This window comes from Flavobacterium sasangense DSM 21067, assembly GCF_000686885.1.
Lineage (GTDB): Bacteria > Bacteroidota > Bacteroidia > Flavobacteriales > Flavobacteriaceae > Flavobacterium > Flavobacterium sasangense.
This window is the reverse complement of the sequence record NZ_JMLU01000039.1, coordinates 1-16,685: the sequence shown is the minus strand read 5'-3', so window position 1 is coordinate 16,685 and position 16,685 is coordinate 1. Positions and strand designations below refer to the sequence as shown.

The following is a 16,685-nucleotide window of genomic DNA, read 5'->3' as shown; positions in this document are numbered from 1 at the left end:
ACTTGATAATTACTTCGCTCCAGAAGAATTAGAAGCTGCTTTAGAAAAGTTTGTTTATCGTTATAACAATGAACGCTATCATGAATCATTAAACAACTTAACTCCTGCAGACGTGTATTTTGGAAGAGGTGAATTAATTTTAAAAGAACGTGAACGATTAAAGAAAATGGCTATTATAAACCGAAGAAATGAGTACCAAAAATCAAAATTAACAACTAATCAAAAAAATCTTTTATCTTTGAATTATTAACTAAATACTCTCTTAGCAAAAGTCCAATTTAGTTTGAAGACGTACACAGCCCATTGAATTATTTCTAATTCTTCTTTTCCTAATTGGATATCTCCTAAAAGAGGCTCAAATGATACCCATTTGATTTCACATTTAACTTCCCCCAAAGTCTTAATTCTATGGACTTCATTTTGACTTTCTACTGTAACACCTAACCAAACATGGGCATAATTTTCTCTACACCAGTCCTCTGGTAAACATTCTTTTATCCTTTCTGGTCTTTTAGTTAAAATCAGATAAGTGTGGTGGGGAGTTTTCTTAATAACTTCCCAAGCTTCATTTCTCCACTCATCTGCTCCTTCATGGAAGAAATCAGACATGGAACAGGTAAATATTTTTTCACCTTTCTTCAAACTAAGAGGATAATTCATATTGCCTTCTTGTTTGGTTACAATTTTCGGGTCTATCCCTAGTCTATTATAGTATCTAAACATATAACAGAATTTACAAGCTGCGGATACTTTACTACATCCTCTCCACGGATTCCATGTAAAATCCGTCCAACTAATTAATGATTTTTTTTTCATTATTTTTATTATTTAATTTTATCAAATGGGACTCTCCCATTTTTCTGGCGACAAAATTAAGTAACTATGAGAGGGTGGTTTGAAACACCTAAAATCAAAAAACAGGAAGTTTTTGTTTCAAAATTAATCGTGAAGGAGCTTTAATCTGCCATTAATATAGTGTCTGAAATTTTTTATATCAATTGCTTTTAGGGTTTCAGATATTTCTTCGTAGAGGTCAATAGAAAATCTTTTATTTGTAGGAACTTGGAATATATGAAAAAACGTTCCTAAAAATCGCAATACATCAGCATCTTTAGAAAATTTTGGTTCTATTTGATAATACAATGTTTGAGCAAAATCTACTTTTACTTTTTCTGACAACTTTGATAGTATTACTTGATTTGTATTTTCTAAAACTTCAGCTTTTCTTTCTTGAAAATTATCTTTAGTAATGCCATAACCAATACAGATAGCTTCAAGCAAATCTCTTACAATAAAAAAATTGCTGATTTTTGTAGTTTGGGTTTGATTAAACTTAAATAAAATCGAATGTAGATTTTTATGATTTTCTGCAAATAAAAACCTTTCCAATATATTAAATAATGATTTGTAATCTGTTTTTTCTAAATCAAAATCATTTAATAATGGTTCATCTCCATTAATATCTAATGCAAAATCAAATTGGTCTTGTAATGAACAGCCAATGGTAATAAATTGCTCAATTGTAAAATCTAAACTATATAATTGTAATAGTTCCGTTAATAGATTTTTATTAAAATTTGGAATTTGAATAGTTTGATACTTTAAATAAAATGGTTTTATAAGCTTCACAAGCTCATCAGGTAAATTTTCATAACTCACTTCAACAACAGAAAATTGATTAGAAGATAAATTTGCTAACTCAAGTCTGTTATTAGTGTAGTTTTTCCAATCGTACTGATTCATAAATATTTGATTCTAGTTATTAAACATTGCAAGAAATACAATTTTTGCAATTCTTGCAAATTATAAGATTTAACTTTTAAGTTTTTCAGATAACAAACTCATATGTTGACTGACTTTTTTTTGAACTACTTTACCATAATGTTCTTGTGTAATACTCATTTTCGAATGCCCTAAAAGTTCTGATACAATTTCCATTGGTACATCATTGTAGAGTAGTACAGTTGTTGCAAATGTTTTACGAGCCAGATGATGAGTTAGATTCTTGCTTATACCAACTATATCAGCAATTTCTTTTAAATAGGAATTGAATTTTTGATTACTTATTTTGGGTAATACCTCTAATTTGTTGCTTTCGAAATATTTATCAATTATTAATTTGCTCATAGGCAATAAAGGAATTGATATTTGATGATTTGTTTTCTTACGCTTCATTTGAATCCAATCATTTCCATCAAATCCAGTAATAATGTGAGAAGTTTTTAATTCACTCATTTCATTATAGGCTAGTCCTGTATAACAACAGAAAATAAACATATCTGCTACTTGCTGTAATCTTTCTTGTGAAAATTTATGTTTTTCTAATGTCTGTAATTCTTCTGTAGTTAAATAAACTATTTCTTTTTTAGTTCTTTTAACCTTATACAGAATGAAAGGGTCTGTATTAATGATGTTTTGAGAAATTGCAATTTTTACAACTTTTCTAAATCTCTGAATTGTCTTGTTTACAGTTGCTAAAGCTAATTTCTTGTCTGCTTTTAAATAGAACTCATAATCTTGTATAAATTTAAGGTCTAAGTCATTAAATGAATAATCACTTTTTTTAAAATGGTTTTTAATGAATTCCTTGAGAAGTACTTTTGCTTGTTTGAACTTCCAAAGTGTTGGCAAAACGTATTCTTTACCAACTAATTTTTCAACCTTATCATTATGTTCTTGAAATAGTTGTAATACAGATTTATCTTTCTTTGAAGATTCGCCCAAATAATTGTTATAAATATCTTCTACATCAAACTCTTTTTCTTGAATTTGAAGCATTAAAAAAGCCTGATTAATTTTATTCTTAATCAGGCTTAACTGGGTGTTTATAATATTGTTTTCTTCATTAGGAGGTTTAACTAATTGTTGTTTACTATTCCATTTGTTAGGGTCAATATGTAATCCAACAGAAAAATTTTTTCTTTGTCCTTTGTATGTAAGTCTGCAAAAAACAGGAACCAATCCATTTTTATTGATTCTTGCAGTAAAAATGATAAATAATATTTTTAATTTTTGCATTTCTATTAGTTTTTAATGTGTTGAAAATAAGAGAATTGATATGCAACCTTTTTTGAAAAAATGCAACCTTTTATGAAACCTTTTTGAATTTAAAAAAGCATTAAATTTTATGGATAAAGAATTGGTAAAAACAGGGAGGTATAGCTAAAACACTAATTTATAGGCATAAAAAAAGAGTCCAAATCAATTTTCATGACTTGGACTCTTAATCTTGTGGTCCCACCTGGGCTCGAACCAGGGACCACCTGATTATGAGTCAGGTGCTCTAACCAACTGAGCTATAGGACCAGTATTGAAGTTGCAATATTAAGACTAATTTTTAAGGCAACCAAATCTTTTTTTAAACTTTATTTTATTTCTTGACAAAGCTCTACTAGCACGCCATTAGTGCCTTTTGGATGTAAAAACACAACCAATTTATTATCAGCCCCTTTCTTAGGAATCTCATTTAAAATTACAAAACCTTCGTTTTTTAGCCTAATAACTTCTTCATTAATATCATTTACGTCAAAAGCGATGTGATGGATTCCTTCTCCTTTTTTTTCTAAAAATTTAGCAATTGGGCTATCTGGATTTGTTGCTTCTAACAATTCTATTTTATTTGGTCCATTCATAAAAAAAGAGGTTTTAACTCCTTCACTAGCCACTTCTTCTTCCTTGTATGGCGGTTGTCCAAATAATTTTTCAAACAAAACATTTGAAACTTCTAAACTTTTTACAGCTATACCTATATGTTCAATTTTTCTCATCTTATTATTTTTTTTAATGCGAACAAAGTTAACAAAAAACAACAAACGGTTATTCGAGGACATTCATATATAGTACAAAAGAATACGCCTTGATGAATTTTTATGTATTTTTGCACCATGGAAACAAATAGACAAAAAAAAATAGGGGCACTTTTACAAAACGACTTGGTATCGATTTTACAAGGTGAAATCCGTAAAAATAACATCAACAACCTGGTAATTTCGGTTTCAAAAGTAAATGTAACTTCAGATTTATCTATTGCAAAAGTACATTTAAGCGTTTTCCCAACCGATAAAGCTCCAGAAATTTTAGCTGCTGTAAAAAGCAACGCACCACTTATTAAACATGATTTGGCGCAACGTGTAAAGAATCAATTGCGAAAAGTTCCAAATTTGATTTTCTACATTGATGATAGCTTAGATTACATCGAAAAAATTGATAAAGCATTAACTGGGGAAGAAAATCCAATTGAAAATCCAGATTTATTAGAAAAAAGAAAGAAATCGTAATTTGAACCTTTCCTTTTACATAGCCAAACGTTACGCTGTTAGTTTTAGCAGAAACAAAGCAATTAACATTATTACTGGAATTGCTTCTGTTGGAATTATAGCAAGTACTATGGCTCTTTTTGTTTTCTTGTCGGTTTTTAGTGGTTTGAAAGAATTTAGTTTGAATTTTGCTAATGCTTCGGACCCAGATTTACGAATTGAAACTACATCAGGCAAAACCTTTTTAGTCAGTCCAAAACAAGAAGAATTACTTAAAAAAAGTAACAATATCACTTCCTTCAGTAAAATTATTGAAGAGCGTGTTTATTTTATGTATGATAATAAAGAATTGGTGGCACATATAAAAGGAGTTGACAATCATTTTATACAAGTAACCGATTTTAACAAACATCTATACGCAGGAGAATGGTTTGAAACCAATTCTGAAAGCGTAGTCATTGGGGCTGATATTAGCAGAAAATTAGGTTTAGGTTTATTTGATTACAATAATGCTTTAGAGGCTTATGTTCCAAAACCCGGAAAAGGTGATATTGAAAACGCAAACGAAGCTTTCAATAAATCTTTACTGTTCCCCTCTGGTATTTACTCTATTAATGAAGAATTAGATGGTAAATATGTTTTTTGTTCTATTGGGTTAGCCCAACATTTTCTTGGCCTGAAAAACAACGAAATCACAAATATTGAAATCAAATTAAAACCTAATACAGACGAAAATAAAGCTAGAAAAGAGCTCAATTCTATTTTAGGAAATGACATTAAAATAAAAAATAGAGCTCAACTAAACGATTCGCTATATAAAATGCTACAATCGGAAAACTTGTTCATTTATTTATTTAGCACATTAGTTGTAATTCTTACCTTGTTTTGCCTTGCTGGAGCTATTGTAATGATTATTATTGACAAAAGAGACAATCTTAAAACATTATATAACATTGGTGTTACACAAAAAGCTATTCGCAATATATTTTTCACACAAGGAATTATCATTACCTTATTTGGTTTGATTATAGGGTTAGGATTAGCTATAGGTATAATTCTACTTCAACAGCATTTTTCATTCATCATGATTACACCTACCATGCCTTATCCTGTACTTTTTGAATGGCAAAACATGGCGATTGTAATTATGACAATCATAATTCTTGGGTTAATCTCTTCTTGGATTGCCTCTGGAACTGTAAATAAAAAAATTCTTTCGTAATTTTTTATGTATTTTTGTTAAAACTATCCGAAAAATTGAAAGCAACAAGAAAAATCTACTTCGCCTCCGATCAACACTTTGGCGCTCCAACACCAGAATTAAGTTTTCCAAGAGAACAAAAGTTCATTCAATGGTTAGATGTAGTTAAACAAGATGCAGATGCTATCTTTTTACTTGGCGATTTATTCGATTTTTGGTTCGAATACAAAACCGTTGTCCCAAAAGGATTCGTAAGAGTATTAGGAAAATTAGCTGAAATTAAAGACTCTGGTATTCCAATTTATTTCTTCGTTGGAAATCACGATTTATGGATGCACGATTATTTTCAAAAAGAGTTAAATATTCCTGTTTATCACGATAATCAAGAATTCACATTTAACGGAAAAACTTTTTTAATCGGACACGGTGATGGAAAAGGACCTGGTGACATGGGTTACAAACGAATGAAAAAAGTCTTCACCAATCCGTTTTCAAAATGGTTATTCCGTTGGTTACATCCCGATATTGGTGTGAAATTAGCCCAATATTTATCCGTAAAAAATAAACTGATTTCTGGTGCAGAAGATGTAAAATATTTAGGAGAAGACAACGAATGGTTAGTACAATACTGTAAACGAAAGTTAGAAACTAAAGAATACAATTACTTCGTTTTTGGTCACCGTCATTTACCATTGGAAATCGAATTAAAAGAAAATTCTAAATACATAAACTTAGGCGACTGGATTGGTTATTTTACCTATGGCGTTTTTGATGGAGAAAAAATGGAGTTGAAAGAATTCAAAAATTAAATCGTTTCCAAATCTTTTTCGATATCCAATTCTCTGAATTTTGGTGATGCTACAGCCGTAACTCCTACAATTCCTAACGTCATCATTCCACCAAAAACAACTGCTGGAACTACTCCCATAATTTTGGAAGCTAAGCCACTTTCAAAGGCACCTAATTCGTTAGAAGAACCCACAAATATCGAATTCACTGAAGAAACTCGCCCTCGCATGTGGTCAGGCGTATAAATCTGTAGGATTGTTTGTCTAATTACTACTGAAATTCCATCCGTTACACCACTCAAGAATAAAGCTACGACCGATAGCCAAAAGTTAGTCGATAATCCGAAAACAATAATACAAATTCCAAATCCGAAAACAGCTAATAATAACTTTTTACCTGCTTTTTGATGTAATGGAATGGATGTTGAAATCAACATGGTAATTAAACCTCCAATAGCTGGAGCTGCTCTTAAAATTCCGAATCCTTCCGAACCCACTTTTAAAATATCTTGTGCAAAAATTGGTAATAAAGCAATGGCTCCACCAAATAAAACCGCAAACATATCTAAAGAAATAGCATTCAAAATAGGTTTTGAACTGAATACAAAAGATAATCCTTCTTTCAAACTTTTGAAAATCGGTTCGCCTAATTTTGGATTTAAAATCGGTTTTCTTTCAATTTGTGTCAATACGGCTAAAGCCATAATCACACAAAAAACCACAAAAATCAACGACCAAAATGCGCCAAACCAACCAATTGAAAATCCCGCCAAAGCAGGTCCAATTACAGCCGCCACTTGCCAAGTAGAACTACTCCATGTCGCTGCGTTAGGTTGCTCTTTTTTCGGAATAATCAATCCCAATAGACTAAAAACAGACGGAATTAAAAACGCGCGTATGATTCCGCCCACGAAAACTAAAGCGTAAATTCCGTATAAAATGGTGTTTTTTGAAAAAGATTCGATGAAATTCGGATGCACTAACAAACATAACAAAGCACTGATTGTTGCTAATCCAGAAAAACATTTGATTAACAAGCCTTTCTTCTCATTTTGATCTACAATGTGTCCTGCAAACAATGCCATGCTTATTGCGGGAATGATTTCCATTAAACCAATTAATCCCAATGATAACGGGTCTTTTGTGATGCGATACACTTCCCACTCTATCAATACAAATTGCATCGACCAAGCCAAAACAATAAACAATCGCATGGCTAAAAACCAGCGAAATTCGGGTATTCGTAAAGATGAAAATGGATCTTTTTTAGCCATTTGAAGTATTGATATCGCGTAATTGCAATTGCAAAGTTACAGTATCTTTCCATTCATTTTCTTCCAAAGAGAAAATTGCATCAAATTTATTTTTGTTGACAACCAAGTCTAATTTATTTCCCAATCCAAAACCAATCGCACCAAAAGATTCCGAATTTCCTTTTTTTACAAATGCTTTCAAATGTTCGTTATCGGAACCTAATGTTTTTGCATAACCTGAATCAGTTAATCCTTTCGCTAAAAACAATGGTGTCATATTTTCAGGTCCGAAAGGTTCAAATTGTTTTAACAAACGCATTAATTTCGGATTGATTTCAGATAATTCGATTTCGGCATCGTATGAAATTTCTGGAGTCAACAAATCGGGATGAATGGTTTCTTGTACTACTTTTTCGAAGGCATTTTTGAAATTTTCGTAGTTTTCTTCCAAAAGTGTCATTCCAGCAGCATACATGTGGCCACCGAATTGCTCCAAATGTTCCGCACACGTTTCCAAAGCATTATAAATATCAAAATCTTTCACAGAACGTGCCGAAGCTGCTAATTTTTCGCCACTTTTCGTAAAAACAATGGTTGGACGATAGTAATTTTCTACCAATCTTGAAGCCACAATTCCAATAACGCCTTTGTGCCAATTTTCTTGATATACAACAGTTGAAAATCGTACTTGTTCGTTATTTTCTTCAATTTGAAGTAAGGCTTCTTTGGTAATTTGTTTGTCTAATTCTTTTCTATCGGAATTGTGTTGTTCAATTTCGGAAGCAAATTGTTCGGCTTGGCCTAAATCGTATTCGGTTAATAAAGCAACCGCTTCGTTTCCGTGTTTGATTCTTCCTGCGGCATTGATTCTTGGTGCGACTATGAAGACAACATCCGTAATTGTCAACACTTTTTTCTTTACATTTTGAATTAGCGCTTTTATTCCAGGTCGCGGATTCGAATTAATCACTTCCAAACCAAATTTCGCCAACACTCGATTTTCACCCGTAATCGGAACAATATCAGCAGCAATAGCAGTCGCTACTAAATCTAAATATTCCACTAAATCATCAATGGTTTGATTTCGATTTTCAGCTAAAGCTTGAATCAATTTAAACCCAACACCGCAACCGCATAATTCATCATACGGATAAGAACAATCCTCTCGTTTTGGATCTAAAACGGCAACCGCATCGGGCAAAATATCGCCTGGTCGGTGATGGTCGCAAATAATAAAATCAATATTTTTTGCTTTGGCATAATTGACATGATCAATCGATTTGATGCCACAATCCAACGCAATAATTAAAGAAATATCGTTGTCTTCAGCATAGTCAATTCCCATATAAGAAATGCCGTAACCTTCTGCATATCTATCAGGAATGTAAGTCGCAACATTGGGATAAAAACTACGTAAATAACTAGAAACTAAGGAAACTGCTGTTGTCCCATCGACATCGTAATCACCGAAAACTAAGATATTTTCGTTGTTAGCAATGGCTTTTTCTATTCGCGCAACAGCTTTGTCCATATCTTTCATCAAATACGGATTGTGTAAATCGGCTAAAGTGGGACGGAAAAAGGTTTTGGCTTGTTCGAAGGTTTCGATCCCTCGTTGAACTAAAAGTGTCGCGATGATTTCATCGACTTGAAGTGCTTGCTGAATGGCTTGAACTTTTTCTGGATTTGGCTTAGATTTTGGATTCCAACGCATAGTTTTAAAAATTAGAATTTAGAAATTAGAATTCAGAACTTTAGTTTGAACTCTGTTATTTTGGCTTATATAATTGAATGACAAAGGTATAAATATTTTTTATTTCAGCCACAGATTACACATATTATAGGGATTAAATCCGTGGTAATCCTGTAATCCGTGGCAAAAATTTATTATTTATGATAAAAAATCGCTACCTCAACTTTTGCAAATTGACGGAACATTTCCATCACACCACAATATTTTTCTACAGATAAATTCACTGCTTTTTCTAGCTTTTTCTCGTCTAAATTATTGCCATAAAAATGATAATTCACTTTTACTGTGTGATACGTTTTGGGGTGTTCTTCGGTTAATTCTCCTGAAGTTTCAATTTTGAAATCGGCTACTTCTAACTTCATTTTTTCCATTAACGAAGCTACGTCTAAACCTGTGCAACCCGCTAAAGCCGATAACATCAACGCTTTGGGACGCAAGCCTTTTCCTTCTCCTCCATTTTCTGGTCCGGCATCAATTGAAATGACATCGCCACTTGGGTTCGTGGATTCAAATTGCATGTTACCTTTCCAGGTGGTGGTTATGTTGTGTGTTTCCATGTTTTTTTAGTGCTACGAATGCACGAATTTAATTAATTACTACTAGCTATTCTTTTTAACAGAGATGCTGCTTTTTTTCATTTAACCCAGCATTAAAATGTAATCTCGTTGGATTTTATCTGAAATTATTTAATAAAAAAACAATTATCTAAAAAGGAAGCAATTTTTTAAGGATGATAATCATCATACAGATGAATATTAAAATTAATAGCCAATATTATTTATTGGTTTGAAAATTCCATAATCTGAAAATTCACTTATCCTTGTCTTATTTATCGGAATAAATGATTTTGTGTCATAAATAATTTCATTTGAACTTGTAATAACAATTTTTTCAACGACTATTTCTTCGACATAAATAAAATCTTTTGAAAACAAATATACATTACCTTTTGGTAAAGTGATTTTATCACAATCTACACCATCAATAAAAACGGAAACGTTCTTATAAAAAACTATACTATCTTTAGATTCATTAAAAGATTTAAATTTATATTTTTCTAGAGTACTTTTGTTACCATCTTTTTTCCCAAAAACATCAATATTAAAATTTTCAATATTGGGAATTTTTTTACTCTGAATACTTGGATCATCAAGCCTATAAATTCCTTTTATTTGATTATTAGTTGGGACTGACAATAAATAGTTCAATTTATGTCCAGTTGTCACATCATTTTGACTAAATCCTTTTAGCGTGTCTAAAATTTTAATTCCTGAAATCATCGAATCACGTCCACCTGACGCATTAAATTTGTAAATAGAGTAACTAGAATTTTCAATCTTCTGTTCCCATAACGAAAAATCCCAATGTCTTGAACAACTCAAGGTTAAAATTGAAATTAATCCTAATATTAAAACCTTCATATTTAAATTGAATTAGAACTGCTCACTAAAAACTGAACACTGAATACTATTTTTTACCTCCCACAACCACAACAATCTCCCCTTTCGCAGGTTTCGATTCAAAGTGTTTTAAAACCTCTTCTGCAGTTCCTCTAACGGTTTCTTCGTGTAATTTGGATAATTCTCGAGATACTGAAACCGGTCTTTCGGCTCCGAAATATTGCACAAATTCGGCTAAGGTTTTGTTTAATTTGTGTGGCGATACGTAGAAAATCATCGTACGATATTCTTCTTGTAAGGCTAAAAATCGGGTTTGTCTTCCTTTTTTATCGGGTAAAAATCCTTCGAATACGAATTTATCATTGGGCAAACCGCTATTCACTAAAGCTGGAACAAAAGCTGTTGCTCCTGGCAAACATTCCACCGCAATTCCGTTTTCCACACAAGCGCGCGTAAGCAAAAATCCTGGGTCTGAAATGGCTGGAGTTCCAGCATCGCTGATTAAAGCAATGGTTTCGCCCGCTTGTAATCGCTTGACCAAATTTTCAACGGTTTTGTGTTCGTTGTGCATGTGGTGGCTGTGCATATGCGTTGCAATTTCGAAGTGTTTTAGCAATTTTCCGCTGGTACGCGTGTCTTCTGCTAAAATTAAATCAACTTCTTTCAGTACTTTAATCGCACGAAAAGTCATGTCTTCTAAATTGCCAATTGGCGTTGGAACGATATATAATTTACTCATTTATTTTTTGTTTGTGGTTAAAAGTTTATGGTTTATGGTTTAAAAAAGAATTCATTTGTTTGAATAACTCACCAACCATAAACAATAAACAACAAACTAATTGAACTTCTTCTCCACAATTTCCATGAAACGCGTTTCGAATTCTTCAGCACCTTCCCAATTGTTATAATCCGGTTTTACGAAATCATCTACGAAAGCTTTCGCTTCTTCAAAACTATCAAACGTATTCAATTGCGAAACCACACGATTAAAATCATCCGAACTTCCGCCAAATAATTTCTTCTCAAATCCGATTCTATCATTTAAGCCAAAAGTAATAGCCTTATTCAATCTATCGTTTAACGAACTGATTTTTGGTTCTTGGCTTACTTTCTCAAAAGTTGCTTTTACTTCTTCTTCTAATACTTTTGGAGTTTCTACTACAGGTTCTGGTTGAACTTCTGCAATAACTTCTTCTACAACAGGAGTTGGCGCTTCAAAAACAGCTTCTACAGCATTTGCTACCTCAGCTGGAACATCTTCCACTTTTACAAAATCCAATTCTTGGTAATCGTGCACCAATAAATCTTCAAACGAAATTTGTTTCGCTGGTTCTTCTGCTTTTGGAGTCTCAACAACTGGTACTTCTTCTATAATTTCCTCTTCAATTGGTTCTTCTTCCATTGAAGTAATCAATACTTCCTCCTCTTCATCTTCATCATCTTCCACAATCAACTCCGCCACCACAATTTTTTCTTCTTCAATTGGAGTTGTTGGAGCTTTTTCTTCTACAATAGGTTCTTCAACAACTGGTTCTTCTTTTGCAGGCGCAATTGCTTCCACAACAGGAATTGGTTGTTCAAAAACATCGGCTTGCTTTCCTTCTAATTTCGCTTCCAAAACTTCTTCTGAAATTTCGTTTTTCACCAATTCGAAATTCTCTTCATAAAAGCGTAAAATCGTCAATTGATCGTACAAATTTTTCGCTTCTTGCTGCAATTGAATGGTTTCTGAATGATTTTTCAACTTTAAAATTCGGTGGGCAATACTGATTAATTCAGCGCTTACTCTTTTCTTCATAACTTTATTGGATGGAATTGAATATATCGATACTTTTTTAATAATTTTGTTTTGATTACAAATGTAACAGAAAATAATTTTTAACGTACGAAAGATACAAAATGTTTCTCGAAAATACCGTAAATCAACAAGAACAATTTGGCTGGATTGAAGTAATTTGTGGCTCCATGTTTTCGGGTAAAACCGAAGAATTAATTCGCCGACTAAAACGCGCTCAGTTTGCTAAACAAAAAGTAGAAATCTTCAAACCGGCTGTCGACACTCGATATGACGACGAAATGGTGGTTTCGCACAATCGTAATGAAATTCGTTCTACACCTGTTCCTGTTGCTGAAAATATTCGAATTTTAGCACAAGGTTGCGATGTCGTTGGTATTGACGAAGCGCAATTTTTCGACGAGGAAATTGTTGCCGTTTGTAATGATTTAGCCAATTCAGGAATTCGAGTGATCGTTGCTGGATTGGACATGGATTTTAAAGGAAATCCGTTCGGACCGATGCCTGGACTTATGGCTACTGCCGAATATGTTACCAAAGTGCATGCTGTTTGTACACGCACTGGAAATTTAGCACATTATAGTTTTAGAAAATCGGATGATAAAAGATTGGTTATGCTTGGTGAAACCGAAGAATACGAACCACTAAGTCGTGCAGCCTATTTTAAAGCCATGCGTGAAAACATGGAAGTTAAAGATGTTGAAATTGTAAACAAGCAAAAAGACGACAATCAATAAATTGAACCTCAACCTTACTCATATTATTTCGTTTTGCAAAGGCGTTTTTCACGGAAATTCGACTGAGTTTAGCGCAAGCCATATTTCGATTGACAGCCGTTCGTTGCAAAATGGAAGTAACACCTTATTTTTTGCTATAAAAGGTCAAAATCACAATGCGCATTTGTATTTGGAAGAGTTGATTGCAAAAGGCGTTCGTTATTTTGTAGTCGAATATATTCCGGAACATGTATACGAAAAAGCGAATTTCATTATCGTTGAAAATTCGTTAAAAGCGCTACAACAAACTGCTATTGGCTACCGAAAACAATTCGATTTTCCATTTGTGGGAATTACGGGAAGCAACGGAAAAACCATCGTAAAAGAATGGTTGAATTTCTTATTAAGTCCAAATCATTTGATTGTTCGAAATCCGAAAAGTTACAATTCGCAAGTCGGTGTTCCGCTATCTATTTTAGCGATTGAAGGGAATTATGATTTGGGAATTTTTGAAGCTGGAATTTCGTTACCCAATGAAATGTCGAATTTAGAACAGATAATTCAACCGAAATATGGGATTTTAACGAACATTGGTTCGGTTCATGATGAAGGTTTTGCGAATCGCGAGGCCAAAATCAAAGAGAAAGTGCAACTTTTTGAAAATTGTTCCGATATTTTCTTGGAAAAAAATGCTGAAATTGAAGTTTTACTCCCAGAAAATAGTCAAAAACATACTTGGAGTTTTTCTGATGAAAGTGCGAATCTTTTCGTTTCTAAGAAAAATGAAAATGGTAAAACCGAATTAACTTTTAAAAACGCAACCAACATTTTTAGTGTAATAATTCCATTTTCGGATGAAAATTCGATTGAAAATGTAATTACTTGCGTGAATTTCATGCTGTTTTTAGGCGAAGAAATTACGTTTATTCAAAATAGAGTTTCGGAATTATATCCAGTAGAATTACGACTTCAAGCTAAAAAAGGCATCAACAATTGTTTGGTCATCGATGACAGTTATTCGGTAGATTATCAATCGTTGAAAATTGCATTGGATTTCTTAGAACAACAAAAATTACACGATAAAAAAACAATTATTTTATCTGATATTTTCACGAGTGGCATTGCCGTGGAAACGCTTTACAATAAAGTAAAACAACTGCTTTCGAAAAATAAAATCGAACGCATTATTACCATTGGTGAAACCGTTGCAAAACAATTGAACGATTTACCTAATGTGATTTCGTTTGCCACTACGCAAGAATTTTTACAGCAATTTAATACACAATCGTTTCAAAACGAAACCATTTTAGTGAAAGGTGCACGCGGATTTAATTTTCATGAAATTGTGGTTTTGTTGGAAGAGAAAAATCACGAAACCATTTTAGAAATCAATCTCGATGCGATTAGTCACAACCTAAATTTCTACAAATCCAAACTAAAACCAGAAACCAAAATTATGGTAATGGTAAAAGCTTTTGGTTACGGAAATGGCGGTTATGAAATAGCGAAATTGCTCGAACATCACAAAGTAGACTATTTAGGTGTAGCGTTTGCAGATGAAGGCATCGAATTACGAAAAGCAGGAATTACAACTCCAATTATGGTTTTAAATCCTGAAAATAGTAGTTTTAGAGCCATGATTGCCTACAATTTAGAACCCGAAATTTATTCGATTACGGGTTTACAAGCATTTTTAAAGATTGCCCAACACCAAAATATTTCGCACTATCCAATTCATATTAAATTGGATACCGGAATGCATCGCTTAGGATTTGAACCGCATTTGATAGACGAATTGTGTTCCTTACTAAAAAACAACAATTTTGTTAAGGTGAAAAGTGTGTTTTCGCATTTAGCAGCGAGTGATGATTTGCAATTTGATGATTTCACGAAATTGCAATTTCAACGTTTTGATGCGATGTATTCCGAATTAGAAAAAGTATTGCCTTCAAAACCGATTCGTCATATTTTAAACACGTCTGGAATTTTCAATTATGCCGAAAAACAGATGGAAATGGTGCGATTAGGTATTGGTTTGTATGGCATTGGAAATTCCGAACAAGAATTGAAAGTGTTGGAAAATGTGAGCACTTTAAAAACCATCATTTCCCAAATCAGAGAAGTTTCAGCCGAAGAAAGCATTGGTTATAGTCGAAGATTTCGAGTGACTCAAAAAATGAAAGTCGCTACAATTCCTATTGGTTATGCCGATGGCATTCGAAGAGCTTGGGGCAATGAAAAAGGGTTTGTGACCATCAACAACCAAAAAGCTACAATTTTAGGTTCGATTTGCATGGACATGATGATGGTAGATGTTACCAACATTTCCTGTAAAACTGGAGATGAAGTGATTGTTTTTGGTAAAAATCCGAAAGTAACCGAAATGGCGAATGTTATTGGTACGATACCTTATGAAATACTGACTGGAATTTCGCAGCGTGTGAAACGAATTTTCTTCAAAAATTAACATTTTGTTTTAAATTTTGTATATTCGTTATACTAAAACAAAAACTAACTCTTAAAATTAAAAACTATGGGAATGATTTCAGAATTTAAAGATTTTATTGCAAAAGGTAACGCAATGGATTTAGCAGTTGGAGTAATTATTGGTGGTGCTTTTGGAGCTATCGTTAGCTCATTAGTATCTGATGTAATAACACCAGCATTATTGAATCCAGCATTAAAAGCAGCTCAAGTTGAAGATCTAGCCGGATTAAAAACCGATGGCGGAATTTTATATGGTAAATTTTTAGCAGCTGTTATTAGCTTCTTAGTAATTGCTTTTGTTATTTTCTTGATGGTTAAAGCAATTAACAGCATGAAGAAAAAAGAAGAACCAGCTCCAGCGGCTCCAGCAGGCCCAACACAAGAGCAATTGTTAGCTGAAATTAGAGATTTATTAAAAAAATAGTCGATACCGCTACATTATATATTCTAATTAAACCCCGATTCGTCGGGGTATTTTTTTGATAGAAATTGATTAGATTTGTTTTGGAGTTGAATGTAGGTACGGAATGTAATTTCCCCCCGCTCCCGCGCGAATCCATTCGCGTGGCACTTGATAACAAAAAAGCTTTTACTATTCTTGATAAAAAGAAAAAATGAGTAGAAATTATAAATTTCATAATTCCGAAGGATTATATTTTGTAAGTTTTGCTGTTGTGGGTTGGCTGGGATGTCTTTACAAGAAATGAATACAAAGATTTAGTTTTAGAAAGTTTAGAATTTTGTCAAAAAAACAAAGGAATGGAAATACATGCTTGGTGCATAATGACCAACCATGTTCATTTAATTTTTAGAAGTATAGAAAATCAAAAACCTGAACTTTTATTAGGCGATTTTAAAAGGTTTACAAGTAGAAGCGTTGTCAAAGCCATACAAGAAAACCCAAAAGAAAGCAGAAAAGAATTTTTGTTAGATTATTTTAAGAAAGAAGCTGAAAAAAGTTCAAATACAACCAATTTTCAATTTTGGAGACATGACAATAAACCAATTGAGTTATGGAGTAATGAGGTTATTCAAC

At 32.8% G+C, this 16,685-nt stretch carries 18 protein-coding genes and 1 tRNA gene; 8 read left to right on the top strand and 11 right to left on the bottom strand.

The features are described 5' to 3' along the window. Positions 1–250: integrase core domain-containing protein (locus tag BP92_RS16360; RefSeq protein WP_084329755.1), on the top strand; the 250-nt coding region annotated here is incomplete at its 5' end. Here the strand turns inward: BP92_RS16360 and BP92_RS16355 are convergent. The 5 genes from BP92_RS16355 to mce form a co-directional block, all read right to left on the bottom strand. Next, positions 247–816 (bottom strand): DUF5131 family protein, encoded by a 570-nt coding sequence (locus BP92_RS16355; protein WP_051604482.1) that lies wholly within the window; start codon positions 814–816, stop codon positions 247–249. The two genes, BP92_RS16360 and BP92_RS16355, sit on opposite strands and share 4 nt — an antisense overlap. A gap of 123 nt (positions 817–939) precedes the next feature. Continuing rightward, on the bottom strand, positions 940–1,743 hold the full coding sequence (locus BP92_RS0112860; RefSeq protein ID WP_026726414.1) for a hypothetical protein: 804 nt from the start codon (positions 1,741–1,743) through the stop codon (positions 940–942). A 69-nt stretch (positions 1,744–1,812) separates the two neighbouring features. Continuing rightward, positions 1,813–3,018 (bottom strand): site-specific integrase, encoded by a 1,206-nt coding sequence (locus BP92_RS0112855; protein ID WP_316929528.1) that lies wholly within the window; start codon positions 3,016–3,018, stop codon positions 1,813–1,815. Positions 3,019–3,232: 214 nt separating this feature from the next. Then, positions 3,233–3,306: transfer RNA gene (locus tag BP92_RS0112850), tRNA-Ile, on the bottom strand. Between the two features lie 59 nt (positions 3,307–3,365). Beyond that, positions 3,366–3,767: a methylmalonyl-CoA epimerase gene (gene mce / locus BP92_RS0112845; RefSeq protein ID WP_026726412.1), complete on the bottom strand. Its 402-nt coding sequence runs from the start codon at positions 3,765–3,767 to the stop codon at positions 3,366–3,368. Positions 3,768–3,884: 117 nt separating this feature from the next. On the opposite strand from mce, the gene rbfA reads away from it, so the two are divergent. The 3 genes from rbfA to BP92_RS0112830 are packed head-to-tail and all read left to right on the top strand — an operon-like array spanning position 3,885 to position 6,266. Next, positions 3,885–4,277 (top strand): 30S ribosome-binding factor RbfA, encoded by a 393-nt coding sequence (gene rbfA, locus BP92_RS0112840; RefSeq protein ID WP_026726411.1) that lies wholly within the window; start codon positions 3,885–3,887, stop codon positions 4,275–4,277. Between the two features lies 1 nt (position 4,278). Beyond that, complete coding sequence (locus tag BP92_RS0112835; protein WP_026726410.1) at positions 4,279–5,478, top strand: ABC transporter permease; 1,200 nt, start codon at positions 4,279–4,281, stop codon at positions 5,476–5,478. A gap of 35 nt (positions 5,479–5,513) precedes the next feature. Further along, on the top strand, positions 5,514–6,266 hold the full coding sequence (locus BP92_RS0112830) for a UDP-2,3-diacylglucosamine diphosphatase (protein ID WP_026726409.1): 753 nt from the start codon (positions 5,514–5,516) through the stop codon (positions 6,264–6,266). On the opposite strand, the gene BP92_RS0112825 is transcribed toward BP92_RS0112830, so the two are convergent. From BP92_RS0112825 to BP92_RS0112800, 6 genes are all read right to left on the bottom strand, one after another. After that, positions 6,263–7,519 (bottom strand): MFS transporter, encoded by a 1,257-nt coding sequence (locus BP92_RS0112825; protein WP_035693477.1) that lies wholly within the window; start codon positions 7,517–7,519, stop codon positions 6,263–6,265. The two genes, BP92_RS0112830 and BP92_RS0112825, sit on opposite strands and share 4 nt — an antisense overlap. Continuing rightward, entirely contained in the window at positions 7,512–9,212 is a 1,701-nt protein-coding gene (recJ, locus tag BP92_RS0112820) for a single-stranded-DNA-specific exonuclease RecJ (protein WP_026726407.1), read from the bottom strand. Before recJ ends, BP92_RS0112825 begins: the two co-directional genes overlap by 8 nt. Positions 9,213–9,385: 173 nt before the next feature. Then, positions 9,386–9,808, bottom strand: coding sequence for an OsmC family protein (locus BP92_RS0112815; RefSeq protein ID WP_026726406.1), 423 nt, complete (start codon positions 9,806–9,808; stop codon positions 9,386–9,388). A gap of 204 nt (positions 9,809–10,012) precedes the next feature. After that, the gene (locus BP92_RS0112810) at positions 10,013–10,672 is read right to left on the bottom strand and encodes a hypothetical protein (RefSeq protein WP_026726405.1); all 660 of its coding nucleotides are present in this window, start codon (positions 10,670–10,672) and stop codon (positions 10,013–10,015) included. 46 nt (positions 10,673–10,718) lie between these two features. Beyond that, positions 10,719–11,390 (bottom strand): 16S rRNA (cytidine(1402)-2'-O)-methyltransferase, encoded by a 672-nt coding sequence (rsmI, locus tag BP92_RS0112805; protein WP_026726404.1) that lies wholly within the window; start codon positions 11,388–11,390, stop codon positions 10,719–10,721. Between the two features lie 96 nt (positions 11,391–11,486). Continuing rightward, positions 11,487–12,449: a hypothetical protein gene (locus BP92_RS0112800; RefSeq protein WP_026726403.1), complete on the bottom strand. Its 963-nt coding sequence runs from the start codon at positions 12,447–12,449 to the stop codon at positions 11,487–11,489. Between the two features lie 101 nt (positions 12,450–12,550). Between BP92_RS0112800 and BP92_RS0112795 the strand changes: the two genes are divergently transcribed. The 4 genes from BP92_RS0112795 to BP92_RS16350 all read left to right on the top strand — a co-directional run. Next, the gene (locus BP92_RS0112795; protein WP_026726402.1) at positions 12,551–13,183 is read left to right on the top strand and encodes a thymidine kinase; all 633 of its coding nucleotides are present in this window, start codon (positions 12,551–12,553) and stop codon (positions 13,181–13,183) included. A gap of 1 nt (position 13,184) precedes the next feature. Further along, positions 13,185–15,629, top strand: coding sequence for a bifunctional UDP-N-acetylmuramoyl-tripeptide:D-alanyl-D-alanine ligase/alanine racemase (locus BP92_RS0112790; protein WP_026726401.1), 2,445 nt, complete (start codon positions 13,185–13,187; stop codon positions 15,627–15,629). Positions 15,630–15,695: 66 nt separating this feature from the next. Next, positions 15,696–16,073, top strand: coding sequence for a large conductance mechanosensitive channel protein MscL (gene mscL, locus BP92_RS0112785; RefSeq protein ID WP_026726400.1), 378 nt, complete (start codon positions 15,696–15,698; stop codon positions 16,071–16,073). A gap of 242 nt (positions 16,074–16,315) precedes the next feature. Continuing rightward, positions 16,316–16,685, top strand: a 370-nt coding sequence (locus BP92_RS16350) for a transposase (protein ID WP_316929527.1), incomplete at its 3' end; no start/stop codon positions are given.